This is a genomic window from Leucobacter edaphi, from assembly GCF_016522535.1.
GTDB lineage: Bacteria > Actinomycetota > Actinomycetes > Actinomycetales > Microbacteriaceae > Leucobacter > Leucobacter edaphi.
Genome location: NZ_JAEHOI010000006.1, coordinates 179,110 through 205,395, shown reverse-complemented (window position 1 = coordinate 205,395; position 26,286 = coordinate 179,110). Strand labels below are relative to the sequence as shown.

Annotated in this window: 23 protein-coding genes, 2 tRNA genes and 1 pseudogene; 6 read left to right on the top strand and 20 right to left on the bottom strand. The window is 65.3% G+C overall.

Going from position 1 to position 26,286, the window contains the following annotated elements; all coding sequences use genetic code 11:
• Positions 1-118: 118 nt before the first annotated feature.
• The 3 genes from JD292_RS07955 to JD292_RS07945 are packed head-to-tail and all read right to left on the bottom strand — an operon-like array spanning position 119 to position 1,685.
• The gene (locus JD292_RS07955; RefSeq protein ID WP_200132198.1) at positions 119-754 is read right to left on the bottom strand and encodes an anthranilate synthase component II; all 636 of its coding nucleotides are present in this window, start codon (positions 752-754) and stop codon (positions 119-121) included.
• Positions 751-909 (bottom strand): hypothetical protein, encoded by a 159-nt coding sequence (locus JD292_RS07950; protein WP_200132197.1) that lies wholly within the window; start codon positions 907-909, stop codon positions 751-753. The genes JD292_RS07955 and JD292_RS07950 overlap by 4 nt, the downstream gene beginning before the upstream one ends.
• Positions 909-1,685, bottom strand: a complete 777-nt coding sequence (locus JD292_RS07945; RefSeq protein WP_369411194.1) for a class E sortase — start codon at positions 1,683-1,685, stop codon at positions 909-911. The genes JD292_RS07950 and JD292_RS07945 overlap by 1 nt, the downstream gene beginning before the upstream one ends.
• A gap of 59 nt (positions 1,686-1,744) precedes the next feature.
• On the opposite strand from JD292_RS07945, the gene JD292_RS07940 reads away from it, so the two are divergent.
• Entirely contained in the window at positions 1,745-2,020 is a 276-nt protein-coding gene (locus tag JD292_RS07940; RefSeq protein WP_200132196.1) for a cell division protein CrgA, read from the top strand.
• Between the two features lie 127 nt (positions 2,021-2,147).
• On the opposite strand, the gene JD292_RS07935 is transcribed toward JD292_RS07940, so the two are convergent.
• Positions 2,148-3,080 carry a rhomboid family intramembrane serine protease gene (locus JD292_RS07935; protein WP_200132195.1) on the bottom strand — a complete coding sequence of 311 codons (933 nt, stop codon included), beginning with the start codon at positions 3,078-3,080 and terminating at the stop codon, positions 2,148-2,150.
• Between the two features lie 3 nt (positions 3,081-3,083).
• Positions 3,084-3,593, bottom strand: a complete 510-nt coding sequence (locus tag JD292_RS07930) for a peptidylprolyl isomerase (RefSeq protein WP_200132194.1) — start codon at positions 3,591-3,593, stop codon at positions 3,084-3,086.
• Between the two features lie 229 nt (positions 3,594-3,822).
• Here JD292_RS07930 and JD292_RS07925 point away from each other — a divergent pair, with 229 nt between their 5' ends.
• Positions 3,823-4,320, top strand: a complete 498-nt coding sequence (locus JD292_RS07925; RefSeq protein WP_200132193.1) for a DNA/RNA helicase — start codon at positions 3,823-3,825, stop codon at positions 4,318-4,320.
• Between the two features lie 108 nt (positions 4,321-4,428).
• Here JD292_RS07925 and JD292_RS07920 read toward each other — a convergent pair whose 3' ends face one another.
• The 5 genes from JD292_RS07920 to JD292_RS07900 all read right to left on the bottom strand — a co-directional run bounded on the left by JD292_RS07920 (position 4,429) and on the right by JD292_RS07900 (position 8,105).
• The gene (locus JD292_RS07920; protein WP_200132192.1) at positions 4,429-4,935 is read right to left on the bottom strand and encodes an NUDIX hydrolase; all 507 of its coding nucleotides are present in this window, start codon (positions 4,933-4,935) and stop codon (positions 4,429-4,431) included.
• A gap of 67 nt (positions 4,936-5,002) precedes the next feature.
• A complete protein-coding gene (locus tag JD292_RS07915; protein ID WP_200132191.1) occupies positions 5,003-6,046 on the bottom strand; it encodes an alpha/beta hydrolase in 1,044 nt (347 codons plus the stop codon).
• 39 nt (positions 6,047-6,085) lie between these two features.
• Positions 6,086-6,460 carry a PH domain-containing protein gene (locus tag JD292_RS07910; RefSeq protein WP_200132190.1) on the bottom strand — a complete coding sequence of 125 codons (375 nt, stop codon included), beginning with the start codon at positions 6,458-6,460 and terminating at the stop codon, positions 6,086-6,088.
• Positions 6,461-6,546: 86 nt separating this feature from the next.
• Positions 6,547-7,707, bottom strand: coding sequence for a cation:proton antiporter (locus tag JD292_RS07905; protein ID WP_200132189.1), 1,161 nt, complete (start codon positions 7,705-7,707; stop codon positions 6,547-6,549).
• Positions 7,704-8,105, bottom strand: a complete 402-nt coding sequence (locus JD292_RS07900) for a hypothetical protein (protein ID WP_200132188.1) — start codon at positions 8,103-8,105, stop codon at positions 7,704-7,706. The genes JD292_RS07905 and JD292_RS07900 overlap by 4 nt, the downstream gene beginning before the upstream one ends.
• A 528-nt stretch (positions 8,106-8,633) precedes the next feature.
• Here JD292_RS07900 and JD292_RS07895 point away from each other — a divergent pair.
• Positions 8,634-10,784, top strand: coding sequence for an ankyrin repeat domain-containing protein (locus JD292_RS07895; RefSeq protein ID WP_200132187.1), 2,151 nt, complete (start codon positions 8,634-8,636; stop codon positions 10,782-10,784).
• A 25-nt stretch (positions 10,785-10,809) separates the two neighbouring features.
• Here the strand turns inward: JD292_RS07895 and JD292_RS07890 are convergent, their stop codons facing one another.
• Entirely contained in the window at positions 10,810-11,427 is a 618-nt protein-coding gene (locus JD292_RS07890) for a hypothetical protein (RefSeq protein WP_233613815.1), read from the bottom strand.
• A 460-nt stretch (positions 11,428-11,887) separates the two neighbouring features.
• Here JD292_RS07890 and JD292_RS07885 point away from each other — a divergent pair, with 460 nt between their 5' ends.
• Both JD292_RS07885 and JD292_RS12165 read left to right on the top strand, forming a co-directional pair.
• The gene (locus JD292_RS07885) at positions 11,888-12,499 is read left to right on the top strand and encodes a TetR/AcrR family transcriptional regulator (protein WP_200132185.1); all 612 of its coding nucleotides are present in this window, start codon (positions 11,888-11,890) and stop codon (positions 12,497-12,499) included.
• Positions 12,500-12,962: 463 nt separating this feature from the next.
• A pseudogene (locus JD292_RS12165) lies at positions 12,963-14,000 on the top strand (recombinase family protein); the annotation flags it as partial.
• 583 nt (positions 14,001-14,583) lie between these two features.
• On the opposite strand, the gene JD292_RS07875 reads toward JD292_RS12165, so the two are convergent.
• From JD292_RS07875 to dnaA, 9 genes are all read right to left on the bottom strand, one after another.
• Positions 14,584-14,659, bottom strand: a tRNA-Ala gene (locus tag JD292_RS07875).
• 27 nt (positions 14,660-14,686) lie between these two features.
• Positions 14,687-14,760, bottom strand: a tRNA-Ile gene (locus JD292_RS07870).
• A 554-nt stretch (positions 14,761-15,314) separates the two neighbouring features.
• On the bottom strand, positions 15,315-15,722 hold the full coding sequence (locus JD292_RS07865) for a DUF3566 domain-containing protein (RefSeq protein WP_200132184.1): 408 nt from the start codon (positions 15,720-15,722) through the stop codon (positions 15,315-15,317).
• On the bottom strand, positions 15,715-18,258 hold the full coding sequence (gyrA, locus tag JD292_RS07860) for a DNA gyrase subunit A (RefSeq protein ID WP_200132261.1): 2,544 nt from the start codon (positions 18,256-18,258) through the stop codon (positions 15,715-15,717). The genes JD292_RS07865 and gyrA overlap by 8 nt, the downstream gene beginning before the upstream one ends.
• Before the next feature lie 40 nt (positions 18,259-18,298).
• Complete coding sequence (gene gyrB, locus JD292_RS07855) at positions 18,299-20,293, bottom strand: DNA topoisomerase (ATP-hydrolyzing) subunit B (RefSeq protein WP_200132183.1); 1,995 nt, start codon at positions 20,291-20,293, stop codon at positions 18,299-18,301.
• Positions 20,294-20,560: 267 nt separating this feature from the next.
• Entirely contained in the window at positions 20,561-21,049 is a 489-nt protein-coding gene (locus JD292_RS07850; protein ID WP_200132182.1) for a DciA family protein, read from the bottom strand.
• The gene (recF, locus tag JD292_RS07845; RefSeq protein WP_200132181.1) at positions 21,046-22,716 is read right to left on the bottom strand and encodes a DNA replication/repair protein RecF; all 1,671 of its coding nucleotides are present in this window, start codon (positions 22,714-22,716) and stop codon (positions 21,046-21,048) included. The genes JD292_RS07850 and recF overlap by 4 nt, the downstream gene beginning before the upstream one ends.
• Before the next feature lie 7 nt (positions 22,717-22,723).
• Positions 22,724-23,881: a DNA polymerase III subunit beta gene (gene dnaN / locus JD292_RS07840; protein WP_200132180.1), complete on the bottom strand. Its 1,158-nt coding sequence runs from the start codon at positions 23,879-23,881 to the stop codon at positions 22,724-22,726.
• Between the two features lie 424 nt (positions 23,882-24,305).
• A complete protein-coding gene (gene dnaA / locus JD292_RS07835; RefSeq protein ID WP_200132179.1) occupies positions 24,306-25,790 on the bottom strand; it encodes a chromosomal replication initiator protein DnaA in 1,485 nt (494 codons plus the stop codon).
• A gap of 358 nt (positions 25,791-26,148) precedes the next feature.
• On the opposite strand from dnaA, the gene rpmH reads away from it, so the two are divergent.
• A complete protein-coding gene (gene rpmH / locus JD292_RS07830) occupies positions 26,149-26,286 on the top strand; it encodes a 50S ribosomal protein L34 (protein ID WP_187554654.1) in 138 nt (45 codons plus the stop codon).

Sequence of the window (26,286 nt, the reverse complement as noted above, 5' to 3'; positions counted from 1 at the left end):
GGTCGCCGATCGCCGCCGCGCGCCGGTAGGATCTCTGCCGGCACCGCGTGCGCCGCGCGGCGGTCCGAGGGCGCCGGCCGACTCGGCAGCCCGCGGCCACTCGGCAGCCCGCCGCGATTCAGCGGCTGAGCAGGGGCGAGAGAGCGCGGGCGATCTCGGGCGCGTTCTGGAGGCCGGCGACCGCGAGCCAGTTGCCGAGCTGCTGGTAGCCGCCCTCCGTGAGTACGGACTCCGGGTGGTACTGCACGCCGTAGATGGGCAGCTCGCGATGGCGCAGCGCCATGACGATCCCGCTCGCCGTTTCCGCGGTGATCTCGAGCACCTCGGGGACCGTGGAGCGGACGACCGCGAGCGAGTGATAGCGGGTCGCGTCGAACTCGCCAGCGACGCCGGCGAAGAAGGGGTCCTCGGCGTGACGCACGCGCGACACCTTGCCGTGCATGAGCTCCTCGGCGTGGGTGACCGTTGCGCCGAGCGCTTCCGCGATGGCCTGGTGGCCGAGGCAGACCCCCAGGAGCGGCACGCCGGTGCGGAGCGCGATCCCGACCATCGCGATCGAGACGCCCGCGTCCGTCGGGGTGCCAGGGCCGGGAGAGATGAGCACGCCGTCGAACTCGGTGACGAGCTGCTCGAGCTCGCCCGTGGACACCTCGTCGTTGCGGATCACGCGCGTCGTCGCGCCGAGCTGCTGGAGGTACCCGTTGAGGGTGTAGACGAAGCTGTCGTAGTTGTCGATGACCAGGATGTTTGTCACGAGTTCACCGTCACTTCCTGTTCGGGGATCTGCAGGGCCACCCACGGGTAGACGTAGGTGATGAGCGCGTAGACGATCGCGGCCGCGACGAGCAGCAGGACGATCACGCGGAGCCAGGCCGGCCCGGGGAAGAATCGCCAGATCATTGAGAACATCAGCTCTTGGCTCCCTTCAGCGACGGGTTCAGTTTGAGGAGTTCGTCGGGGATTCCCTCGCTGCGCGGCTGGAAGCCCTCGAACACGGAGTAGGCGATCGCGCGCTCGTCGCTGCCAGCGAGCTTCGGGTGGCAGGTGGTGAAGGTCATGATGCGATCCTTGCCGGGCTCGCCCTCGAGGCGCGGGAACGGGTTGAGCACGTCGGTCTCGTTCGGGAGGACGTACTCGATGTCGCGGAAGCGGTAGATGTACCAGCCGTCCTTCGTCTCGATGAAGAGCGGGTCGCCGACCCGCAGGTTCATGACCTCGCGGAACGAGTTGATGAGGGGCCCGGAACGGTGGCCGGCGAGGGCGAAGTTGCCGAACTCGCCGGGCAGCTGGGTCTGCTCGTAGTGACCGATGCCCTTCTCGTCCAGGTTGAGGACGGTCCACCAGTCGGTCGTCTCGCCGATGGCGTTCGCGTAGGTGGTGCCGAAGGCGGGCGAGTAGAGCGTTGCGAAGGTTTCTGCGGCCGCCGGCTTCTTGGGGACGGGAACGCCGTCGACCATGAGCGGCTTCGGATCCGCGCCCTCCTGGGCCCAGCGCGCGGAATTCGCCGCGGAGAGTTCGGTCTGCTTCGCGGTCACGCCGACACCCGTGTGCCAGGGCTGCCACACGATGTACCCGAGCACACCGAGGCCGCCCAGCAGCAGCAGCTCGCCGATCACGGTGAGCGGGCTGAGGCGGGCTCTGCGCTTCTTCTCGCGCCGTGCGCGATGCTCGCCTGCATGAGTCACCCCACCATTCTAGGTCGCCTCACCGGTGAGGCGCCCGTGTACCAGGTAGACTCTGAGCCATGGCAGCAGCGGGTAAGAACGTAAGCAAGCGCACCTCCACCGAGCTCGATCGCGAGCGGCAGGAGGCGGCATCCGTCCGGAAGCAAGCACCGAATCCGGTGTGGTTCAAGCCGGTCATGTTCGGCTTCATGCTGCTCGGTCTTGCCTGGATCGTGCTCTATTACGTCACGAGCTCCAATCTGCAGCTCCCGATCCCCACGCTGGGCCAGGCCAACATCTTCATCGGCTTCGGTCTCGTCCTGGTCGGGTTCCTCATGACTCCCTGGTGGAAGTAGCGGCCTGAGCTGCTGAATCACACCGGTGTAATTCTCCCCAGATGGGGAGAAACCTGTGGATAACTCGAAGGCCCCCGGCGCAGTGCCGGGGGCCTTCGAGTGTTCAGGGAGTCGTCGCCAGCGCCGATCAGCCCATCAGCTGAGCGAGATCCGGGAGCGCGACGAAGAACGCGCCGGAGAGCGCGATGAGCACCAGCGAGAACGCGCCCAGCGCGATGATCCGTCGGACGCGGAATCGCGGCCCGCGGGTGATCAGGAGAAGCCACATCGCGATCGCGCCGGCGATCATGCCGCCGAGATGCGCCTGCCACGCGATCGAGGTGCCCGGGATGAACCCGATCCCCAGGTTGATCGCGAGCAGCACCGCGAGCGAGGTCACGTTCACCCGCGCCGCGCGATAGGCGACGAGGGTGGCGGCGAGGACGCCGAAGATCGCACCGGAAGCACCCACCGTGGGCACGAGCACCGCGTGCGGATCGACGTACGACCACAGCATCACGCCGAGCGAACCGCCGAACCCGGCGATGAGGTAGAGGCTCAGGTAGGCCCAGCGCCCGATCATCTGCTCGAGATTGCGACCGAACAGCCACAGCGCATACAGGTTGAACAGGATGTGCAGCAGGAACGACGGCGAGTGCGTGAACATCGCCGTCACCATCCGCCACGGCTCGAAGCTCTCGGGCAGCGAGTAGAGCGGCGCGTACCAGAGGGCGCGCGTCACCCCGTCACCGCCGAAGTAGTACCCGAGCAGCTGCAGCACGAACACGACCGCGCACGCGGCCATGATCGCGTAGGTGATCGGAGCGTCGGAGCCCATCCAGCGACGGGTGGCCACCCGCGCCCCTCGCGATGCCCTCTGGCTCGCCGGCCGGGCCGTCTGCTTCACGCACTCCGGGCAGAGCACGCCGACGGGCGACACGTTCTGGCATTTCGCGCAGATCGTGCGCCCGCAGCGCTGGCACAGCGTGAAGCTGTGCTCGTTCGGGTGGCGGTAGCAGACGTCCTCGGGACCGTATTCCGCGCGCTCGCCGAACTGAGGGCCCGAGCCGGACGTGCTCACGTGTTAGGCCGCGGCGACGTCGACGCCGGTGATCACGACGTCCTCGACCGGACGATCCATCGCGCCGGTCTGCACGGCGGAGATGGCGTCGACGACGGCCTTCGACTCGTCGTTCGCGACCTCGCCGAAGATCGAGTGCTTGCCGTTCAGCCAGTCGGGAGCGATCGTCGTGATGAAGAACTGCGAGCCATTCGTTCCCGCGAGACGGCCCGTCATATCGGGGCGCTTGCCCGCGTTCGCCATGGCGAGCTGGTAGGGGCGATCGAAGCTGAGCTCCGGGTGGATCTCGTCGTCGAAGACGTAGCCGGGGCCGCCGGTGCCGGTGCCGGTGGGGTCGCCGCCCTGGATCATGAAGTTCGGGATGATGCGGTGGAAGATGACTCCGTCGTAGAAGCCCTTCTCCGCCAGGTCGACGAAGTTCTTGACCGTCTTGGGGGCCTGATCGCCGAAGAGATTGACGACGATGTCGCCGTGGTTCGTGTGGATGGTCGCTACTGCGCTGTGAATGGTCATGCACTCAGTCTAGGCGGGCCTTTCCCGCGGATCGTGGGAATGCGCAGCGCGTTGCAATGCCCCGATCAAGTCGGCGATTCCCACCATGCGGTTTCGCTACGAGCGTGCAGACGCGGTGAATCTCCGACAAGATCTGGGAAGCTCCCACGTTGGGCCGCCCGTTCGGTGTAGCGTTGAAGTTACGAGCGAACCAGCGCAGGCATCGCCCGCGCATAGCTAGGAGGACCGGATGAAACTCTCACGCAAGCGCCGCCGCGAGATCCGCCGTCTGCGCAACGAGGCCCAGGACCTGCTGAATCAGCAGCGCGTCGTCCTCGGTCACGCAGGCGACGTGATTCAGGCCGCGGGCCGTCAGGCCAAGCACCTCAGCGATGAGCACCTCGCTCCGCGCGTGGACGAGCAGCTGGAGGCGATCCGGCCGGTGGTCGACCGCGGCGTCGCATCGGCTCGCCGCGCCGCCGACAACGTGCGCCGCTTCACGACGCCGTTCGTCGCGAGCGCCCTGGCGCGCACCGTGCAGACGCTCGATCAGCTCGAGAACCCGAAGGCCGCCAAGCAGGTGCGTCGCTTCGGTGAGCGCTCGGGGTACCTTAAGCCGAAGAAGGCCAAGGTCGGAGGGATCATTGCTCTGACGCTCGGTGTCGCGGCCGCAGCAGGCGTGGGCTACGCCCTGTGGCAGGCCTTCCGCACCGACGACGAGCTCTGGGTCGCGCCCGAGAGCAACTAGTCGCAGCTTCGCCGAACGGCGTCGATCCCTCGGGGTCGGCGCCGTTCGCGTTTCACGTGGAACATGTGCGGCGGAGGGTCCGGATTCCGGCCTTCCCGCTCCCCCGTGCTACTTCTTGGGCTTGGCGTTCGCTCGGCCGCCGCCGTTCCGGCCGCTGCCCCCGCTACGACCGCCGCCACCGTTCTGGTTTCGGCGCGTGCTGATCCCGGCCATTCGCAGACCGGTCTGCACGAGCGAGAGCGTCCGCAGGCCGCGCACCTCCCGCAGTGGCACCCAGCGGGCCTCATCGGAGGAGCCGCCGATCTCATGCACGAGCGGGCCATCCTTCACCGTTGCCCGGTAGACGATCCGGATCGTGTGCAGTTCCGGGTTGTCGCCCTCAGGAACCTCCTCGCGCACCATCACGCGCGAATCGACGCCGATGAGCTTGCCCACCCTGGCCTCGAGCCCCGTCTCCTCCATGACCTCGCGGACGACGGCGTCACGCGGATCCTCGCCGGCGTCGATCCCGCCCCCCGGAAGCGTCCACCCGTGCAGGTGGCCGCGGCGCCAGTGCGTCAGCAGGATCTTGCCGCGCCGCTCGACGACGGCGTACGCGGCGACTCTGAGATCCATGCTCTGAGCCTAGTGCTTTCCGTTCCCCGGCAGCGCTGGACGCACAGGCGGGGCGAAACCGGCCCCGTCAGCGGCCGCGAGAAGCCGCTGACGCGTGGGCCGCATCCACGGCGCGCCAGCCGACAAGCCACTCTTCGAGGCGCCGATACGCCTCCGCCCTCGGCTCGTCAGCGGAGAGGAACACGTCGTGCAGCGCACCGTCGATCCGCCCGATCGACACCACGGCACCCAGCTTCAGTGACGCCCGCGCAACGGCGTCGACGTCGAGGACCGTGTCGACCCGGGTGAGGCTCTCCGACCAGCGCGTGCGGAAGGAGTAGCGCTTCGACAGCAGCATCCCCACGGGCGCCTGGATGTCGAGCCCGCTCGCCACCCTCGCGTGCCCCACGAGAATCGCGCGCATCCAGCCCGAGAGCACGGGGTGGGTGCGATCCGGGCGCCACTCCGTGTTGACGCCGTCGAGATCCGCGCGCGGCCCGACCTCGGCCTGGGCCCGAGAGTAGAAGCCGAAGTCGAGCTGCGGACCCGCCTCGCGCGGGTTGAGCCGGACCGAAAGGTTGACGATCGGTGCGATCCACTGCCGGCCCGCCTCCGCGATCTGGAGCTCCAGCCACGGGCTGTTGAGCAGCACGCCGGCGGCCACGCCCGGGTGCCGATCCGCCCACAGGCTCAGGATCAATCCCCCCGTCGAGTGGCCGAACAGGAGCGTCCTGCGGGGCGACTCCCCCGGTGCAGCGCTGCCGCGCATCTCGTCAAGTGCGAGCCCGATCTCCTCGTCGTACTCCTCGAGATCATCGATGTAGCCGAACGTCTGCCCCGGCCGGAGGCTGCGCCCGTACTTTCGCAGATCGAGCGCGAAGAAACGAGCGCCCCGATCCGTGAAGAATCGCGCGAGGGTGCGCTGGAAAAAGTAGTCGGACCAGCCGTGCACATACAGGATGTCGATGTCCTCGAGCAGGCGTGCTTTCCCGAAGTGCCGCTCCCAGAAGCCGCGAGGAGCGGGGAGAGAACGCACGAGCGTCGCCACGAGCGGCCCCTCGGCGTCCTCCCCGAGGTCGAGATCCATGCACTCGAACCCCGGCCCGAGAATGTCCTCTTTCCAGCCGGTCATGAGTCGATTCTATGGCGGAGAGGAGGCGCCCCGTGGGCCTCAGTGCGCGTGCAGCACGGCCCAGGCGATGAGGCTATCAATGCGTCGAACGTCGGCCCCGCGGCCGAGCTTCACCTTGATGTGGCCGGCCCTCGTCCACAGTTCGATCTCGCTGTCGCGATCGAGGATTCCGCCGGCGTTCTCAGAAGACCACATGTTGATCGCGCTGTAGGGCAGGGAGTACACCTCGACCTTCCGGCCCGTGATGCCCTGCGCATCCCGCACGATCAGCCGCTTCGTGGTGAAGGTCGCGGAATCACGGAACGTCTGGAACGCCGCGACCGCCTGCTCCCCCTCGACGAGGAGCGGCAAAATGTCGTTCGGGATCGCAATCTCGTTGCGCAGCGTCCAGGCCAGGATCGGGGCGGTTTCCATGTGAGCTCCTCTGAGGCAAACGCGTGCCGAACGGCACGACGAGGTTCAGCGTAGCGGTGACCACGGACACTCATGGAGCGGCCAGCTCAACTCGCTCGGGCCGATCCCTCTGTGGCTGAGGCCAGGCGCCGGATCGCGGCCGGCGCGACGATCGAGACGCCCGCGATGGTGATCAGCGCGCCGAGCAGCAACGCCGATCCCTCCCCCGGCGCGAACAGCGCAGCCTGGGTCCCGAGGGCGACCGCGCCAACGGGAACGCCGAGCTGCGCCGCCGTCAGCGCGGCGAAGGACAGCGGCTGCTTCGTGACGGCTCCGACGAGCACGTGCACCGCGAGCGCGGCGACCCCGAGCGCCACGCCAAGGACGATCGCGCTCGGGTGCTCCACCAGATGCCGCAGATTGAGCGAGGCGCCGAGCCACACGAAGAACAGGGGCGCGAAGAAACCCTCGCTCAGGGCGAAGATCTGGTTCTGGACGCGGCGATGCTCACCGACCGCGGAGACCACGAGTCCGGCGACGAATCCCGCGAGCATCACGGAGACCTTTGATACGGAGGCGACCATCGCGAGCGAGAACAACAGCAGCAGGGTGATCCGCAGTTCCATGGCGAGCGCCCGGCGTTCGCTGTACTGGTGGAGCCGCTCGGCTCTCCCCCGCCGTGCCAGGACGGTGAGTACGAGGAACAGGAGCGCGCCCGCCGCGAGCACCGCGAGCGCGCCGAGGGCGGCAGTTCCCGCGTGCGCCGGATCGATCGCGAGCGGGAGCAGCACGATGCAGGCGGCGTCAGCGATCGCGAGCTGGGCGAGAAGTTGCAACGCCGGAACGCTCGTCAGGGGGACGCCCTCGAGCGCCGGCAGCACGAGCGAGGCCGAACTCGATGCGAGCAGGACCGCGTACAGCGGCCCGTGCCCCGTGTCGAACAGGGCCGCGATCCCGAAGCCGGCGGGTACGGACATCACTCCGACGAGCGCCGCGCGTCCCGCGGCGCGACCCAGCCCCTGGCGGAGCGCGGCGTTGCGGATCGGCACGTGACTGCCCGCGATGAACATCACGAGCGCGAAGCCGATCTGCCCCATGAACGCGAACGTGGGATTCGTCGCGTCGATCCAGCGCAGGCCGGTCGCGCCGAGCAGGATCCCGACGCCCAGCTCGCCGATCACGACCGGGAGCCGCACCCGGCGGGTCGAGGCCAGCAGCGGACCCACCAGTGCCACCGCGCACACGAGCGCCAGCAGCGCGAAACTCATGGCAGGTCGACCAGCACCGCCGGGATGTCGGTGTTCCCGTCGATGTGGTAGCTCGCGCACACCCGGTGATACCCGTCGGCGATCTGCAGCGGGTGTCCCTTCGCCGCGTCGCCGCGCACGAGCAGCACCGGAGAGAGTTTCTCGCCCCGGGCAACCTTGGCGAGGTCACCCGCCACGTGCGGGTCCGTCGCCCCGAGCAGCTGCAGCCCGGACGCCCGCAGCAGATCCTTAGCTTTGTGCCGGGTCAGGGGGCCTCGTTCGAGCGCTGCAACGACCCGCGCGACCGTCTCCTCCGCGAGCACCAGAGACAGGTAGGCCGCCGCCGCGGGGTAATCATGCGGCTCGGGCGAATCCTGCCACAGCACCGCGGCGACCCTCTCGTGATTCTGCTTGCTCATCAGGCCCTCCGACCCCTCGTAAGCAGCAACGTAGTGCACGGTGGAACGGAATACCAGGGGGACCCCGGTCCTACAGGCCGGCCGCCCAGAGCGAGAACGAAACAACCCCGATCCGTGAGGACCGGGGTTGTAGTGGTGGACGCCATCGACCACTATGGGAACAGGCGACAGCGGGTCGAGTGGCTGATCTCCGAGTGGAATCAAGGGCCTGGCGTTCCTGCTGAACCCGTTGGCGAACCTGATGATCCACTGATCAAGGCGTCGGCAGAGCCAAGGAGACGCACTCGAACACGGCTCACGACGGAGGAAGTGGACGCTATGCGAACAGCCCGCGCCAACGGCGTCAGCGTGAATGCGCTCGCAGAGCAGTTTGGCGTGCATCGCGGCACAGTGTGGGCGAAGACTGGTCTGGCGTGAAACCTACCGGTAGTCGGCGGCGGGTCGCAAAGCCGTCGGGACCATGGCGGTCTGACGAAAGTAGGCGGCCCCGTTCAGGCGTCCCCAGACTGTGCCGTCAGATCAAAGTGTGTGCCGTTCACGACCGATATCGTTGACCTCATGAACGGTGTTGACCAAACGCTTAGCCACAAGACCCGTGCGAACCACTTCAAGAACGGTATCGCGTTGGGTGGGCACCTCTGGCTTCAGGAAGGACCCCAGCCGGAGCTGGTCTTCCGTGCGCACGGACTCTTCCAGCGTAGATACGAGTTGCGCCTCTCGCTCTCGGAAGTCGTTTCCTTCGTTGGCGGCTCGGGAGGTGCGGTGGCCGGTTCGCGCTGGACTCTGACACTGGTTGATGGGACTGTCGAGGAGTTCATTGTGGCGGGGCGAACCGGGCTCCGAGAGGCACTACTGTCTGTCCACACCAACGCTAGGAACAACGCGATTCCTGCTGGAGACCCGTCGGACTCTCCTCACGCCCGCCCTGACCAATCCGCCAGGCCTCCGGCGGGGACTGCCAACAGTCGGGTCCAGCCGGTTGAGACTGCGCCGGTGCCATCTCAAGAGGATTCCGAACTGCGCTTGAGAACTACGATCACCGCAACCCCACAGCTCCCGGGCTTCAAGCATCTGGGCGTAATCGGGTTCTCCACGGCACTCAAGAGGTTTGCCCAGGCTGTGCCTCGTAGTGAATGGGGTTACGGACTCGACGTCGAAGGCAATGTGATCAGTTGGGAGTCGCGCACGGCTCTTGTCAGCAAGTCGCAGGGAGAGGTGTACGAACCCGTGCGCCTGCCCGCGCGTCGCCTGGTGATTCCGGCCAAGGTCGTTCAGATCGCTGGCTCGCAGAACGAGATACTCGCACTCACCGAGCACGGCGATGTTTGGGCCTGGGGAGAGAACTACTTCGATGAGATCGGTCAGGAGGGGCGAGACAAAGAGTCGCCGCTGCAAGTCACCAGTCTTGTCGGAATCAACGCGTTGGCTTCAACCGGCAGTACCCACTTCGCAATCGGCGCGAGTGGAGATGTCTGGTCCTGGGGATCGCAACATGGTGGGCGCCTAGGCGACGGTTCGGAAGCAAGACGCAGCGCGCCCGCTTTGCTCCCGCACTTGAAGGGCGTCAGCGAAATCCGGTGCTCGGAGCAGCAAGATGGCGTTGTGGCACTGACGAACACGGGTGCGGTCCTGGTTTGGGGTTACGGGTGGTCGTTTGACGGAGACAAGGTCGCGCGTAGCGTTCCAACTCAATTGGTCGGCCTTCCACCCATTCGAGCCTTGGGCGAGGGCCAGACGGCGATCGATGACGATGGGCGGGTTTGGAGTTGGGGCGAAGACCTCGCGGTAAAGCAAGTCCCTGATCTGACAGGCATCGTCGCCGTCGTCCACCGACGGGACTGGATCAACAATGAGAGTACCTGGCACGCTCTCAAGAGCGACGGGCGCGCCTACGGTTGGGGGTGCAACAATTTCGGCCAGATCGGAGACGGAACGACGATCGACCGTGATCACCCCGTCCCGGTAACCGGGCTCGATGACATTGTTGCGCTTGTCGTTCACGGTGCCGAGGTCTATGCGCTCACGTCAACCGGAACCGTGTATGGCTGGGGCGGTTTCCCGAGCGAACGCGTCGTTGAGAATCACGGGAACATGGAAGCCACCCACGGTCCGATTCCGCGGAGACTCCCCCTGCCGCATTTCACCGAGCCGAGAATGCAGCGCTGGGCCACCCTGGACCTCGTGAGTCTTGGAACGAACGAGCTGCGTCAGTCCTTCTTCGACCTCCGAGACGGACGCACCCCCCTCATGCAGTGTGCTGCAGCAGGCCTAGACGACGAAGTAGCTATCATGCTCACGCAGAGCGGAAGCGTCGACGCGGTGGACTCAGATGGGGACTCAGCGCTCTTCTACGCCGCGAGCAGAGGCCGGATGCGCAATGTCCAACTGCTTCTCCAGGCGGGTGCCAATCCGAACATTCATCGACGCACTGGCGGAAACTCCGCGCTAGCCCAAGCCGCAGAGATGAGTGTGCCGTCCGGCGGCAGCAGCGACCACTGGCAGGTGGCCCTCCTCCTCCTTAGGAGTGGGGCCGATCCATCAGACATGTACTCTCGTGGCATCGTGCCTGCAAGGCATACAGACCGAGGCATGCTGATGATCCGCCAGGAGCATCTCCGTAGCTACCTGGCGTACGACGACATCTTTCCGATTCGAGATCTTCGTGGAGGCCTGGTGTAGGCCCGCACCACATGGGTTTCGATCGCTACGCGTCACGGCGATCAGTTGGCTGCACGTCTGAGAACGGCCAGGGGCATCTCAAGCGTTGTCCGAGGACGAAACCCCATCCGGAGTGAACTGTCGTCGGTTCCACAAGCACGATCGAGCCGAGATCGTGGCTGGGATTCTCAACGAGTACCAGAATGTGGATGAGACCGCTGATGGCCTCGCAGACATCCTCAGGAAGTTCCTCGCCGTCGCGGATAGCCATAAGCACCAAACGAATTGACTCAGCTTCTTCAGTTATCGGAATCTCGCGAAGCCAGATGCAGGCCGCCAGGTAGGCGTACTTGAGAATCGCTATTCCGGAGGGGAACGGGTCGAACAGGCGGTAGCGAACAGCGAGCGGCTCGCCGGAGGAAATAGCGGCAAGAAGTTCGTTATCACCACTTGTCACGTGCATTTCCGGTATCGCTGAGGGAGCCTGACGTAGCGCTACAGTTGCCTTGCGGAATCCTCGAAAACCATCAGCGCCCTGTCTTGCTGCTTCAACAATGACCTCGCCTGCGACAACTGAACGCAAAGCAGCCTCGGACACCGAACCCAGCCTGTTGTTGCAGTCGCTGCACGTCCGTGTCATGACCTTCCCACCGAGCGATTTCATGGGTACATGCTCGTCGGTGAGATCGTCTGGCCTGAGGCAGATCGGGCACCTCTCAAAGTCAAACCTTGGGACTGTGTACGCGCCAGCGGTGAATCGCCCGTCACGTACGAAGCCTGGGTGACGGGCTTCCGCAGCTTCGCGGCGCCCCACCTGAGGTGGAACGCCAAGCGGCGGCGCGGGCACCTTGCGCCCCTTGCGCGGCACGTCTGTGGGCAGAACGAAGCTGACGTCCTCAAGCTGGTGGCATCTACTGCCGTTCTTCTTCACTCTACCCACAGAACCATTGTCCACTTGGAGTCAGCACCAGTCCACGACCCGCGACGGCCCGCTTGATTCGCCTCAGAACACGTTGACACTCACTCAGGGCTATCACGCGTCTTGCAGGTCAAGGTCCATACGACTCTGTATGGAATTGATCCGTGCGGCCATAGGCCACTCGGCGGCGAGGAGCGTGGTGAGGATGGTGGAGAAGTGGCGGGGTCCGGGGCGTCCGGCGTATGACTCGAAGCAGAAGCTGGTGGCTGCGACATGCAAGTTGCTGTCGGAGCGTGGTTTCGAGGCGACGAGCCCGGTGATGATCCAGAAACGGTCCGGTGTCGGGCAGGGCAGTATGTACCACCATTTCCCCGGCAAGGGGAAGGAGGGGCTGGCGCTGGATGCGATCAGCCACATGCGGGCGAGCACGCTCGCGTTCCTCGACGGCACCCCCACACCTCAAGGTGCCGAGGTTGAGGCGGTGCGTGCGCATATCGTCGCCGCGCTCGATCGCCTGTTCGACCGTCGCGAAGGTCAGGCGCTGATCCGGCTTATGGCTGACGGTGTGGCCGGTGCGATCAAGCCGCTTGCTCAGGCGACCCAGGATTGGTGTGACGACATCCGCGGCGCGGTCGTGGTGATGCTTCGCGCCGACGACCCCGACGAAGACCCTGAGGTGGCTGATGCGGCGGCCAGCTTCCTCGCTCCCGAGCTCAAGCATCTCGCCGAGGAGCTGTTCACGGCGGCGCTCGGGCGCGGGCTGGTCAGGCTGCCGAAGATCGCGTTCTACCTGTTCCCAGATCGTGAAGAGGCGTAGTCTGATCGCATCACAATTCCATACGGAGTAGTACGGTCCTTGATCTGCAAGAGGCGTGTCCCTCCGGAAGTGGGTCGTACGGCGGGCGGTAATTCGTCTGGGTGCTCTCGGTTTGGGAAGTGCTGCGCACCTACCTGGCATGAACTCTGATGCGAGGAACCTACAGCTGCGGGTGACGCGGCGTGACGAGCCCGACATGAGAAGGCTCGTCGCGTGGGTGCTCGGCATCGCCGCGGCACGGCACCGCGCCTGGATCAACGGCGAGCCAGACCCCTACGGGCTGGCACTTCCTGACGGCGTCGGGCTTGAAGTATCGGGACGCCTGGACGGTTCCGGAAATTTTCCGGGACCGTCAGCCCACGAATGCCGCTCCATACGGCATCACGGTGGTGGACATTTTCCACCACGGTCACCAAGTAGCTCTTCAACCCGTTGACGACCCTTCGAGGCGAAGTAGGCCACCATGAGCAGCACAGTCACCACCGACACCGCCGTCGAGGTGGGCGCCGCGGTGCTGCTCGCGGTGTCTTACCTGCGTGTCTCCACGCGCGAGCAGGCGGAGCGTGGCGGCGCCGAGGAAGGCTTCTCGATCCCTGCGCAGCGCGAGGCCAACGCGCGGAAGGCCGCAGAGTTGGGTGCGCGGGTCGTGCGGGAGTTCGTCGATGCTGGGGAGTCGGCCAGGTCGGCGGATCGTGACGGGTTGCAGGACATGCTCGCGTTCATCGCCGCATCCCGGGTGACCTTCTGTATCGTGGACAAGCTCGACTGGCTCGCCCGCAACCGTGCCGACGACGTGAAGATTCACGAAGCCCTCCTCGCCGCGGGCGTGACGCTCGTGTCGGCGACCGAGTCGATCGATCAAACGCCGTCGGGGGTGCTCGTCCACGGCATCATTTCGAGCATTGCGGAGTTCTACTCCCGCAACCTCGCCACCGAGGTCACGAAGGGCTTGACGCAGAAGCTTGCGCAGGGCGGCACACCCATGCGCGCACCGGTCGGGTATCTCAACGTCCGCCGCACCGACGAGGCTGGCCGCGAAGTCAGGACGGTCGAGGTCGATCCCGAGCGAGCACCGCTCGTTCGGTGGGCACTCGAGACCTACGCCAAGGGCGAGACCTCCGTCACCGGTTTGTTGCGTGACCTCACCGCTCGCGGCCTGACGACCGTGCCGTCGCCGAAGCGTCCGTCGAAGCCGCTGGGGAAGAACACGCTCTACAAGCTGCTCACGAACCCGTACTACGCCGGTGTGATCCGCTACAAGGGCGCCCTGCATCCCGGCGCGCACGAACCGCTCATCGAGCCCGCACTCTTTGATCAGGTGCAATCGCTGCTGAAGGCGCGCAACGCGAGGATGACGCGGCACGTGCAACATGCTCACCACCTGAAAGGACTGCTTCACTGCGGCTCGTGCGGGTCGCGGATGCTGCTCGACTTCGCCACCAACCCGAGAGGCACCACCTACGCCTACTTCATCTGCTCGGGCCGCGCCGCGAAGAAGACGACCTGCACCCGGCGGGCCGTGCCCGTCCAGGTCGCCGAACGGTTGGTCGAGGACTCCTACAGGGACATCACGATCAGCGAGGCCGACTACTGGCACCTCGCCGCCGAAGTCGACGCCGCGTTCGATGAGCAGAGCGCCGGGCGAGATCAGGAGTTCGCCGACCTCACCGCCAACCGGGCGAGGCTCGAGGCTGAGAGCGACAAACTTCTCGCGGCGCACTTCGCCGACGCCATCGACCTGACCACGTTGAAGCGGCACCAAGACCGCATCCGCGCGGGGCTCGCCGACATCGAGCAACGCCTCGCCCAGCACGACGAACACCACACCGGGGCGCGGGCGTTCCTCCACGACTCCCTGCGGCTCCTCACCGACGCGCACCGCGCCTACGCGCACTCCGACGACGGCAACCGCCGACTCGCGAACCAGGCGTTCTACACACGGCTGGAGATCACCGACGACGAACAACTCCGCCCACGCCTCGCCGAACCGTTCAAGACGATCATCAACGAGGCCGCCGGAGGCAAGAACGCGAAACGGGAACACCCAACATCTTCCGATGTCGCGTGTTCCCGTAGGACACTTTTGGTGGATCCTGGGAGAATCGAACTCCCGACATCCTGCTTGCAAAGCAGGCACTCTACCAACTGAGTTAAGGACCCGTAGAGAACAACATACATTGAACTCGGTGGGGCTACCAGGACTTGAACCTGGGACCTCTTCATTATCAGTGAAGCGCTCTAACCGCCTGAGCTATAGCCCCTTGACCAAGCAATGACTCTACCGGATTCGTCGGCAAATCTGAAATCGAAATCGCGGATCGGGCGATTCATCGTTTCGAACAGGAGTTTTCTGCTTTCCCCTCGGTGCGGTGCACGGCGCGGTGCGCGCCACGTTGGCCGTGGCACCGGTCCCCTCTACGGTCCGGCATTTCCCGATGGTGCGGCCCTCCCCCCGTTCACGAACTCCCAGGCCGGGCTCAGCGCGCATTTTTTCCCACCGAACGACCTCGGGTCGCCGTGCGGCCCGTTTCTGCCGCGAGATCGGATCCTCCGTGCACGTACCCGCACCGGGCAGGTCGCTCCCGAGTGCGATCCGATCTGATCCGCGAACCGTTCGAGCCCGCCACCTCCGATCGGCCCCCGCGCCTGCCGCCCCGATCAGCGCTCGATCCAGCTGCGACCCAGCTGCGATCCGTCCGCGCGGCATCCGCACCTCGTCGCACGCCGGGACTCGATGCCGGGCGCACCCCCACACGCAGCGAGGGCGCGGCCCGCCGAAGCGATGCCGCGCCCTCGTGAGCAGCGTGTGCGAAAACTAGTTGCTGGTGAATCCGAGCTGGAAGCCGCCGAGCACGCGCACGAGCAGGTTGTAGACGAGCGCGCCCACGGCGCCGAGCGCGGTGCCGACGATCGTGTTGAGGATCCCGACCACGACGGAGAAACCGAGGACCTGCGGGAAGCCGATGAACTTCATCAGGCTGTTCTCCTCGCCGACGATGTCCATGAACAGCGAGTCCACCTGGCCGAAGACGCCGGTCTGCATGAGGACCGTGTAGATCAGAATCGTCGCCACGATGCCGACAACCGCCATGCAGATGGAGACCAGGAAGGAGAACTTCACGGCCGACCAGAAGTCGACGTAGACGAGCTTCAGGCGGACCTGCTTGGACGGCGCCTTCTTGCGGGTTTTCTTGGCCAGCTTGTCGGCAACAGTGTTAGTCATTCAGGTCTTCCCCGTTCTCAGGCTGCTCGGTCTCCGGAACCTCGGTCTCATCCTCGTCGAGTCCGCGTTCCGAGTTTCGCGCGATGCCAATAATACGGTCACCCTCTGGGAACCGCGCAAACACGACCCCCATCGTATTACGTCCCTTCGCGGGAACCTCCGCGACGTCTGAACGCACGACCTTGCCGCTCGCGAGCACGGCGAGCACCTCATCGGCCTCCTCCACGATCAGCGCGCCGACCAGGTTGCCGCGGTTCTCGTCCAGCTTCGCCACCTTGATGCCGTAGCCCCCGCGCTGCTGCACGCGGTACTCGCTCACCGCGGTCCGCTTCGCGTAGCCACCCTCCGTCACCACGAAGACGAAGCCACCGGTCTCGTCGATGCGGGAGGCGGAGAGGAGTGAGTCGCCCTCGCGGAAGTTCATTCCGCGAACGCCGCTCGTCGACCGGCCCATCGGACGAAGTGCCTGATCAGATGCGGTAAATCGGACAGACATTCCGTGGCGAGAGACGAGCAGCACATCGTTCTCGGCCTCGGCGACGAGTGCGGAGACGAGCTCGTCGCCCTCGCGGAGCTTGATCGCGATGATGCCGCCAGTGCGGTTCGTGTCGTACTCGGACAGCGCCGTCTTCTTGACGAGTCCGTCGCGGGTCGCGAGCACGAGGTAGCCGGCCGCCTCGAAGTCCCTGATGTCCAGGATCTGGGTGACCGCCTCGTCGGGTGCGAGCGCGAGCAGGTTTGCGAGATGCTGGCCCTTCGAGTCGCGACCGCCCTCGGGGATCTCGTAGGTCTTCGCGCGGTACACGCGGCCCGTGTTCGTGAAGAACAGGAGCCAGTGGTGCGTCGTCGTGACGAAGAAGTGCTCGACGATGTCGTCCGCGCGGAGCTGTGCGCCTTTGACGCCCTTGCCACCGCGGTGCTGCGAACGGTAGTTGTCGATGCGCGTGCGCTTCACGTACCCGCCGCGCGTGACGGTGACGACCATCTCCTCTTCGGGGATCAGGTCTTCCATCGACATGTCGCCGTCGAATCCGTGCAGGATGTTCGTCCGGCGATCATCGCCGAACTTGTGCACGAGCTCGGTGAGCTCGGTCACGACGATCCCGCGCTGCTCCGTGGGCGAAGCAAGAACGCCCTCGTACTCCTTGATCTGGGCTTCCAGCTTCGCGGCGAGCTCGAGGATCTTCTGTCGTTCGAGCGCTGCGAGGCGTCGAAGCTGCAGGCCCAGGATCGCGTCGGCCTGGATCTGATCGACGTCGAGCAGCGACATGAGGCCCGTGCGGGCCTCCTCCACGGTGGGCGAGCGACGGATCAGGGCGATGACCTCATCAAGCGCGTCAAGCGCCTTGAGGTAGCCCCGCTGGATGTGCGCCTCGGCCTCGGCCTTCCGGAGGCGGAACTCCGTGCGGCGGACGATGACCTCGATCTGGTGCTTCGTCCACGCGGTGATGAAACCGTCGAGCGCGAGCGTGCGCGGCACGCCGTCGACGATCGCGAGCATGTTCGCGCCGAAGTTCTCCTGCAGCTGCGTGTGCTTGTACAGGTTGTTGAGCACGACCTTCGCGATCGCGTCGCGCTTGAGCACGATGACGAGGCGCTGGCCGGTGCGGCCGCTTGTCTCGTCGCGGATGTCCGCGATCCCCTGGACCTTGTTCTCCTTGACGAGGTCGGCGATCTTCACGGCGAGGTTGTCCGGATTGACCTGGTACGGGAGCTCCGTCACGACGAGGCAGGTGCGGCCCTGGATCTCCTCGATGTTGACAACGGCGCGCATCGTGATCGAGCCACGGCCGGTGCGGTAGGTCTCGCGAATGCCCTTCGTGCCCAGGATCTGGGCGCCCGTCGGGAAGTCCGGGCCCTTTACGCGCTCGATCAGCGCCTCGAGGAGCTCCTCGCGGCTCGCCTCGGGGTGCTCGAGGTGCCAGATCGCAGCCTCGGACACCTCTCGGAGGTTGTGCGGGGGGATGTTCGTGGCCATGCCGACCGCGATGCCGACCGAGCCGTTGACGAGCAGGTTCGGGAATCGCGCGGTGAGTACCGTGGGCTCCTGCGTGCGGCCGTCGTAGTTGTCCTTGAAGTCGACGGTGTCCTCGTCGATATCGCGCACCATCTCCATGGCGAGCGGGGACATCTTGGTCTCCGTGTACCGGTGCGCGGCGGCGCCGTCGTTACCGGGCGAGCCGAAGTTGCCCTGCCCGAGCGCGAGCGGGTAGCGCATGGCCCACGGCTGCACGAGACGGACGAGGGAGTCGTACACGGCGGTGTCGCCGTGGGGGTGGAACTGGCCCATGACGTCGCCGATGACACGGGTGCACTTGGAGAACGCCTTGTCGGGGCGGTAGCCGCCGTCGTACATCGTGTAGATGACGCGGCGGTGCACGGGCTTGAGTCCGTCACGGACATCGGGAAGCGCGCGTCCCACGATGACGCTCATCGCGTAGTCGAGGTAGGAGCGCTGCATCTCCTCCCGAAGTTCGACCTGATCGATCCGGCCGTGGTGATGATCCGCAAGCTCCGCGCTGGGGACGCCGTCCACGGCGACTCCGAACTCGGTCTCGGATTCCGGGGTCTGGTTCTCAGATGTCAAGGAAGCGCACGTCCTTCGCGTTCTGCTGGATGAAGCTGCGTCGCGCCTCGACGTCCTCGCCCATCAGGGTCGAGAAGATCTCGTCGGCGGTCGCCGCGTCGTCCATGTTGACCTGGAGCAGGGTCCGGGTCTTGGGGTTCATCGTGGTCTCCCACAGTTCTTCGTGGTTCATCTCGCCGAGGCCCTTGTAGCGCTGCACGCCACTCTCCTTGACGAGCCGGCGGCCGGCCTCGGCGCCGGCGGCGAGCTGCTGATCGCGCTCAGCGTCGCTGAAGACGTACTCGTCCTCGGCGTTCGCCCACTTGATGCGGTACAGCGGCGGCTGCGCGAGATAGACGTAGCCGAGGTCGATGAGCGGTCGCATGTAGCGGAACAGCAGTGTGAGGAGCAGCGTGGTGATGTGCTGCCCGTCGACATCGGCATCGGCCATGAGCACGATCTTGTGGTAGCGCGCCTTCTCGGGGTCGAAGTCCTCGCCGATACCGGCACCGAACGCGGTGATCATGGCCTGGACCTCGGCGTTGTTCAGCGCGCGATCGAGTCGCGCCTTCTCCACGTTGAGGATTTTGCCGCGCAGCGGAAGGATCGCCTGCGTGTGGGGATCGCGTCCCGTCTTCGCGGAACCACCCGCGGAGTCGCCCTCCACGATGAAGATCTCGGAGATCGTCGGGTCCTTGCTCGTGCAGTCCGAGAGCTTGCCCGGCATCCCGCCGGACTCGAGCAGGCCCTTGCGTCGGGCCGTTTCGCGCGCCTTGCGGGCGGCGAGACGGGCCGTGGCGGCCTGGATCGCCTTCCGGATGATGTCCTTCGCCGGCCCGGGGTTGCGCTCGAGCCAGTCGCCGAGCTGATCGCCGACAACCTTCTGCACGAACGCCTTCGCCTCGGTGTTGCCGAGCTTGGTCTTGGTCTGGCCCTCGAACTGGGGCTCCCCCAGCTTCACCGAGATGACCGCGGTGAGTCCCTCGCGAACGTCGTCGCCCGAGAGGTTGTCGTCCTTCTCGCGGAGGATGTTCTTTTCGCGCGCGTAGCGGTTGACCAGCGTCGTGAGCGCGGCGCGGAAGCCCTCTTCGTGCGTGCCACCCTCGTGGGTATTGATCGTGTTCGCGTAGGTGTGGACGCTCTCCGTGTACGCCGTGGTCCACTGCATGGAGATCTCCGCGGAGATCTTGCGCTCGGTGTCCTCGGACTCAAAGGAGATGATCTCCTCGTTCACGAGGTCGGCCCGCTTTGCCGCGTTCAGGTGGCGAACGTAATCCTCGATCCCCTTCTCGTACAGGAAGGTGTCACTCGGCGCGGCGGGCGTGACGAGTTCGCCCTCCTCGTTCTCGACCGGCTCCTGGGGTCGCTCGTCGGTGAGGATGATCTTGAGTCCCTTATTGAGGAACGCCATCTGCTGGAAGCGGGTGCGCAGCGTCTGATAGTCGAAGTCGACGGTCTCAAAGATCTCAGCGCTCGGCCAGAAGGTGATCGTGGTGCCCGTCTCCTCCGTGGGCTCCCCCTTCGCCAGCGGCGCGTCCGGGACGCTCCCCGTGAACGACATGTTCCACGTGAAACCTTGACGCTTCACCGACACCTCGAAGCGGGAGGAGAGCGCGTTCACCACGGAGGAACCGACGCCGTGCAGGCCGCCCGAAACCGCGTACCCACCGCCGCCGAACTTGCCGCCAGCGTGGAGCACCGTCAGCACAACCTCGACCGTCGAGCGCCCCTCAGTGGGGTGCATATCGACCGGGATTCCACGGCCATTGTCAATGACGCGCACCCCGCCATCAGCGAGAATGGTGATGTCGATCGTGTCGCAGTATCCCGCGAGCGCCTCATCCACCGAGTTATCGACGATCTCGTAGACCAGGTGATGCAGGCCGCGCGGGCCGGTCGAGCCGATGTACATGCCCGGACGCTTGCGAACAGCTTCCAGACCCTCGAGTACCTGGATTGCTCCGGCGCCGTATTCTTCCGCGGCCGAAGCCTGTTCTGAACTCATGCCTGTGATTAATCCTTCTCTGGCCCCTCAGCGCACGTTCAGCACGCCGGACGTTTCCGCATCCCAGTCTATCAAGTTTGGGTTGCCGAATCGCCTGTAACGGGCCGGAGAATAGCGGATTTTCAAAGGGATCGATCCCCCACAACGACATTTCTGTGTCAGAACGCCGAATTGACCAGCTCTCAGACAGGCTCCGTGCGGGTCGAGAGCAGGACCGTACGGGTCAATTGGCCGTCGCTGCGACAGGCCGCCCGACGGTGCAACGGACTACCCATAGGTGTCCCGCGGCCCCCTCCCCTGCACCGTGCGTGGTCCGTGACGCCAGCTTGGCGCACCGGGGGCAAGAAAACGCAGGTCCCGGATCTCGCTCTCGGGATACTCAGTGAGGAGACGCGTGAGCATCTCCGCGCGAAGACGTCGGAGTTCCGTGGCCCAGGTGGTGGAATCACACTGCACCTGGAGCACCCCATTCGAGATTCCCACCACGCTCGTGTGCTCTGCCGTCGCCTCGCCGGCGAACTCCGGCCACTCGGTGATCACACGGGCCTGTTCGAGCTCGACGCTCCAGCCCATCTCACTCGCCATCACCACGAGCACGTCTCCCAGCGCTCGAGGATCACGACCACCGCCAAATGGCTTCCCCCCGGGAGAGTCGTCCGCGAACTTCCGACGGCGCCGAACCGGACGGCCACGCCAGACCGACTTTGCGCGGAGGTAGCTCTCCGTCGCAAAGCCTGGCTCGCCCGCCGGTCTCATTGCCGCCCCTCCTCCTGTTCCGGGGACGGCGCGGATCCGGCCTCAGCGGCGTCCGACTCGGAGGCGTGATCTCCCGCATCTACAGCTGTCGCGTCGCGAAGCATCGTTTCACGTGAAACGTGCTCGGAGTGAGTATTGCTGGGAATCGGCGACATCCCCAACTTCTCTCCCGGGCCCGGCCGTACACCAGCAACCCCCAACGATGAGGAGTCCGGGTCCACGTCGGGAGATAGGGATTCGTCACCCTCGGTGGAAGCTGCGACATCGGCGTCACCGAGACCCGACTCCCCCGAGTGGTCTTCCTCCCGGCCGGCCTGCGTTTCACGTGAAACACCGTCCGAGCGCTCACCGTCCCCCTCCGCCGCACGAGCACCCGGGCTCTGCGAGCTTGTCGCCATGTCGCTCTGGCCAGGACGAGCTTCGACCAGGGTGTCTCCCTGTGGTGCCTCGGCCTGGGCCGCGCGGGTTGGCTGAGAATCCCAGGTCAGAGCATCATTCGAGGGGCCGGAATCGGAGACGATCTCGCCGGCCGCAATGGCGATCCGCCGCCAGCTGGGTCCCTCGGGGATGTCCTCTTCAACGGCGGCCGTCACGATGACCTGTTCATAGCCGCTCACCGCACTCATGAGCCGACCGCGCCTGCCGAGATCCAGCTCAGCAAACACGTCGTCGAGAATAATCACCGGATCGCCCGCCGGCGACTCCTCACTCAAGAGCGCCGCGAGCGCCATCTTCAAGGAGAGCGCAAAGGACCAGGACTCCCCATGACTCGCGTATCCCTTTACCGGCAGGGCGTTCAGCGTCAACTCAAGATCATCACGGTGCGGGCCGACGAGCGTGACACCACGCTCCAGCTCCCGTCCGCGAACTTCCGCGAGCGCGGCCCGGAAGTCATGCGCGAGCGTTTCACGTGAAACACTCGCAAGATCCTCGAGTGTCAGGGTTTCACGTGAAACATCCGCATCGAGTGCCGTGCAGACGGACTCGCTGAGCGAGAGACCCGGAAGATGATCCGCGTCGACGAGCGCACGGTAACCGTCCCGAAGCGGACCGGACAGATCTCGAATCAGCTCCCGACGCGCGAGCATGATCTGGGTGCCAGTCTCAATGAGCTGCTCGTCCCACACCGGAAGGGTGGCCTCTACGGCCCGAGCGCTCCCCGATCGGGCGGATTTCAGAAGCGAAGTGCGCTGTCGTACCACTCGTTCGTAGTCCGAGAGCACGCCTGAGGCGATGGGATGGCGTGAGACGAGTGCCTCATCAAGAAAGCGACGCCGTCCTGAGGGCTCTCCACGAACGATTGTTAAGTCTTCCGGGACGAACGACACCGAGGAAAACCATCTGGTGACCTCTCGTGGACGCACAGAATTGCGATTGACCTGCGCCTTGTTCGCACCCTCTCGATTGATCTGCAACTCGAGCAGCACATCTCGACCGGCCGCCTCGAGCCGCATCCGCGCGATTGCCGCGCTGGCCCCGGCGCGCACGAGCGGTGCGTCGCTGCTCACTCGGTGAGAGCGCAATCCCGAAAAATAGGCGATGGCCTCGATCAGGTTCGTCTTCCCCTGACCATTGGGGCCGATGATCAGGTTCGGCCCCGCAGAGAATTCGACCTCGGCGGTGGGGTAGTTCCTGAAGTCGCGAAGCGAAAGGCGAGCGACTCGCATGAGCTACCTATCGCAGCAGCAGGTTCGGCTGCAGCAGGTTCGGCTGCAGCAGGTAGCGGAAGCTCTCCTCGTCGGCCTCGTCCTTGCTGCGCTGGCTGGTGATGAGCACCGGGCCCGGCTTGCCGGGGTTGTCGGTGCGGGTAAACGCAATGCGCGCGAACTCGGAGTGCGTGGAGCGGAGCCCGTCGAGCAGGAACTGCGGCTTCAGGGAAACCACCATGTCCTCGCCGACCAGGTGTGCGTCAACGGTCTCGACGGCCTGGGCCGATTCGGTGCCGGCGGCCTCGAGGGTCACGGTGCCCTCCGCGAAGGAGAACCGGAGCGCGGCTTCGCGCTCGAGAACGAGGCCGACGCGGCCCACGGCCTCAACGAGCTCTGCGGTGTTCACGACGGCGTAATTATCGACGCTATCAGGGAAAAGTCTGCCAACGGGCGGGTAGTTGCCCTTGATCAGGAGGGAGGTAACGGTCTTCGTCCCGCCCGTGAACGCGATGAGCTCGCGCTCCGAATCCTTGACGATCGAAACCTGCACCTGACCATCGCCGGAGAAAGTCTTCCCCACCTCGGTGACGATCTTCGAGGGCACGAGAGCGCTGAGCTTCTCACCGCCGCCCTCGTTCTCCCAGTCGATTCCACGGGTCGCCACGCGGTAGCGATCGGTCGCGGTCATGGTGAGCGAGTTCTCGTCGATCTCGAACTGAACGCCCGTGATCACCGGCGTCACATCGTCCTTCGAGGCCGCGAGAGACACCTGACCGATCGCGTCGCCGAACAGATCCGCCGGAACCGACCCCGACACCGTGTCAACACGGGGAATCTGGGGGTACTCCTCGACCGGCATCGCCGGAAGACTGAACGAGGCGGTCCCGCAGCGGACCTCGACGCGGGTGTCGAGCAGCGAAACCTCGACGTCGGAGTGCGGAAGACGCGAGGCGATCTCACCGAGCAGCCGACCGGAAACCAGGGCTCGACCCGGCTCGGTCACCACAGCGGTGATCGAGGTGCGCGCGGAGACCTCGTAGTCGAATGACGACACCGTGAGGGACTCGCCCTCGGCTTCGATCAGAGCGCCGCTCAACAGCGGCTGCGTGGGGCGCTGGGGAAGGAGCTTCACTGCGAACGAGACGGCCTCGCTGAACACGTCACGATTGACGGTGAATCGCATCTGGCTTCCCTCCCGAATCCGCTCCGCGAAGGCGCGGAGCTAGCTGGCCTCACAATCTTTGCATATTCGGAGGAGCGCGGCATCCGGGCGCGGTGAAGCTGTGGTTCTCGGACCACTTGAAAAGTGACAAGAAACGTCCCGGACGAGGTTCACGCAGTGCGTGATCGAGTGCCCCGTGAAAAGACATTGATGTGTTAACAGTGTTAACAGCTGTGGATACTGTGGATAACTCGGTGGATCACTGTTCCCGACTGGGAACTACAAACTTGTGAGTTGTTGACGGGCCGTGGACGAATCCCGATCCGCGGAATGGCGGGCGAGAATGCCCGACGCGGAGATTCCACAGGGGTCCCGAAACCATCCACAATTTTGTCCGAGTTGTCCCCAACTATCCACAGGTCTCTCGAATTCTGTGGATAAGAACCTAGCGAGAACCCTGCTTGATGCGTGTCGTGAGCTCGGTCACCTGGTTGTAAATCGAGCGACGCTCCGCGATCAACTGGGAAATCTTCTTGTGGGCATACATCACCGTCGTGTGATCCCGGCCCCCGAAGAGCTGCCCGATCTTGGGAAGGGAGAGCGGCGTCAGCTCGCGGCAGAGATACATCGCGATCTGGCGCGCCGTCGCGATCTGCTGCGCGCGTGTCGGCCCGTAGAGATCGTCGACCGAGAGATCGAAGTACTCGGCCGTGCTGCTGATGATGTCGGCCGGCTGCACCTCGTTGTCCGCGTCGAGCGTGATGAAGTCCTTCAGCACCGTGTGCACGAGATTCATGTCGATGCGCTGCTGATTCAGGCTCGCGTAGGCGGTCACGCGGATGAGGGTGCCCTCGAGCTCACGGATGTTCGAGGTGAACTTGCTCGCGATGAACTCAAGAATCGAATCATCGATCTCGAGGTGCTCGCGCTGGGCCTTCTTCCGGAGGATCGCGATCCGGGTTTCGAGGTCGGGCACCTGAATGTCGGTGAGCAGTCCCCACTCGAAGCGGGAGAGCATCCGCTCTTCGAAGCCGAGAAGCTGCTTCGGCTGCACGTCGCTCGTGATCACCACCTGCTTGTTGTGATCGTGCAGCGTGTTGAAGGTGTGGAAGAACGCCTCCTGGGTCTCCACCTTGTCCGCGAGGAACTGGATGTCGTCGACCAGCAGGATGTCGACGCTGCGATAGCGGGCGTGGAACGCGGCGCCCTGGTTGTTCGCGATCGAGTTGATGAAGTCGTTCGTGAAGTCCTCGGAGCTCACGTAGCGGACGCGGACGTCGGGGAACAGCTCTCGGGCGTAGTGACCGATGGCGTGGAGAAGGTGCGTCTTGCCGAGGCCCGAATCGCCGTAGATGAAGAGCGGATTGTAGGCGCGTGCCGGTGCCTCGGCGACCGCGACGGCGGCAGCGTGCGCGAAGCGATTCGACTGACCGATCACGAAGCTGTCGAAACGGTACTTCTCGTTCAGCCGGCTATCAACGGGTTCCTCGACGCCGTGCCGCCGACGGGGCTCGTCGACCGGGCGAGCGGTGGACTCGTGATGGCGTCCCGGCGCGACGCCTCCGCTGCCGGAGCCCATTCCCTCGGCACCGCCCGCGGGAGTGAACGGGGTCGCGGGGGGACCCGTGCGCTCGATCTCCGGCTCGGGATCCAGCGGCGGATGCGCCTCCTCATCGACGAGAACGACAAAGTTCACGATCTCCGAGGCCTCGGGGATCTGGGCGATCGCCGTCATGATGGCCGGACGCAGGCGGTTCTCGAGCAGCTTCAGCGTGAACTCGAGCTGCACTGCGAGGTAGAGGGTGCCGGCCGCGATTCCCCGCGGAACGGCAAGCGCGAGCTGCGCGCCCACGGCGGGGCCAACTGATGGGTCGGCCATGACCGCCTGGGTCACCCGACCCCAGACTTCCTGAACTTCGTCCTCAGTCACGTGGCACCTGGCTCGTTCTCATATCGTGGTATCAACAGCGTTTCTCACAACTTTATCCACAGGAAACGGGAGGAAAAACCCTGAGATTATGCGGATCAGGCGTTAAATGAGAAGGTATGCGCCAACGGTAGTCAGAGATTTGTCCACAGGCAAGTTGATTTCACACGGCGCTGCGTCGGGCCCCCGCCGTGGCGCCCCGAGCTCGTGACAGCGAACTGCTGCTTTGACGATGCGGGATTATGGGCGTAGACTGACTTCCTTGTATGGGCGGCAGCCCGCTGTTGCCCTGCCCAGATCCGACTTCCTCGACGGCCACAGAGCCCCGGGGATATGTTCCAAAAGTCACGGAGTCTTCATTATGAGCAAGCGTACCTTCCAGCCCAACAACCGCCGCCGCGCCAAGGTGCACGGCTTCCGCGCCCGCATGCGCACCCGCGCCGGCCGCGCCATCGTCGCAGCGCGCCGCGGCAAGGGCCGCGCGAAGCTCACGGCCTAA

Coding starts and splice junctions, on each gene's coding strand:
- JD292_RS07865 (WP_200132184.1), bottom strand. CDS start 15,722: ATGACTAACACTGTTGCCGACAAGCTGGCCAAGAAAACCCGCAAGAAG.
- JD292_RS07885 (WP_200132185.1), top strand. CDS start 11,888: ATGGTGGAGAAGTGGCGGGGTCCGGGGCGTCCGGCGTATGACTCGAAG.
- JD292_RS07950 (WP_200132197.1), bottom strand. CDS start 909: ATGTTCTCAATGATCTGGCGATTCTTCCCCGGGCCGGCCTGGCTCCGC.
- JD292_RS07900 (WP_200132188.1), bottom strand. CDS start 8,105: ATGAGCAAGCAGAATCACGAGAGGGTCGCCGCGGTGCTGTGGCAGGAT.
- JD292_RS07905 (WP_200132189.1), bottom strand. CDS start 7,707: ATGAGTTTCGCGCTGCTGGCGCTCGTGTGCGCGGTGGCACTGGTGGGT.
- JD292_RS07925 (WP_200132193.1), top strand. CDS start 3,823: ATGAAACTCTCACGCAAGCGCCGCCGCGAGATCCGCCGTCTGCGCAAC.
- JD292_RS07920 (WP_200132192.1), bottom strand. CDS start 4,935: ATGGATCTCAGAGTCGCCGCGTACGCCGTCGTCGAGCGGCGCGGCAAG.
- recF (WP_200132181.1), bottom strand. CDS start 22,716: ATGCGAGTCGCTCGCCTTTCGCTTCGCGACTTCAGGAACTACCCCACC.
- JD292_RS07940 (WP_200132196.1), top strand. CDS start 1,745: ATGGCAGCAGCGGGTAAGAACGTAAGCAAGCGCACCTCCACCGAGCTC.
- dnaN (WP_200132180.1), bottom strand. CDS start 23,881: ATGCGATTCACCGTCAATCGTGACGTGTTCAGCGAGGCCGTCTCGTTC.
- JD292_RS07930 (WP_200132194.1), bottom strand. CDS start 3,593: ATGACCATTCACAGCGCAGTAGCGACCATCCACACGAACCACGGCGAC.
- JD292_RS07890 (WP_233613815.1), bottom strand. CDS start 11,427: ATGAAATCGCTCGGTGGGAAGGTCATGACACGGACGTGCAGCGACTGC.
- JD292_RS07915 (WP_200132191.1), bottom strand. CDS start 6,046: ATGACCGGCTGGAAAGAGGACATTCTCGGGCCGGGGTTCGAGTGCATG.
- rpmH (WP_187554654.1), top strand. CDS start 26,149: ATGAGCAAGCGTACCTTCCAGCCCAACAACCGCCGCCGCGCCAAGGTG.
- JD292_RS07910 (WP_200132190.1), bottom strand. CDS start 6,460: ATGGAAACCGCCCCGATCCTGGCCTGGACGCTGCGCAACGAGATTGCG.
- gyrB (WP_200132183.1), bottom strand. CDS start 20,293: ATGAGTTCAGAACAGGCTTCGGCCGCGGAAGAATACGGCGCCGGAGCA.
- JD292_RS07850 (WP_200132182.1), bottom strand. CDS start 21,049: ATGAGACCGGCGGGCGAGCCAGGCTTTGCGACGGAGAGCTACCTCCGC.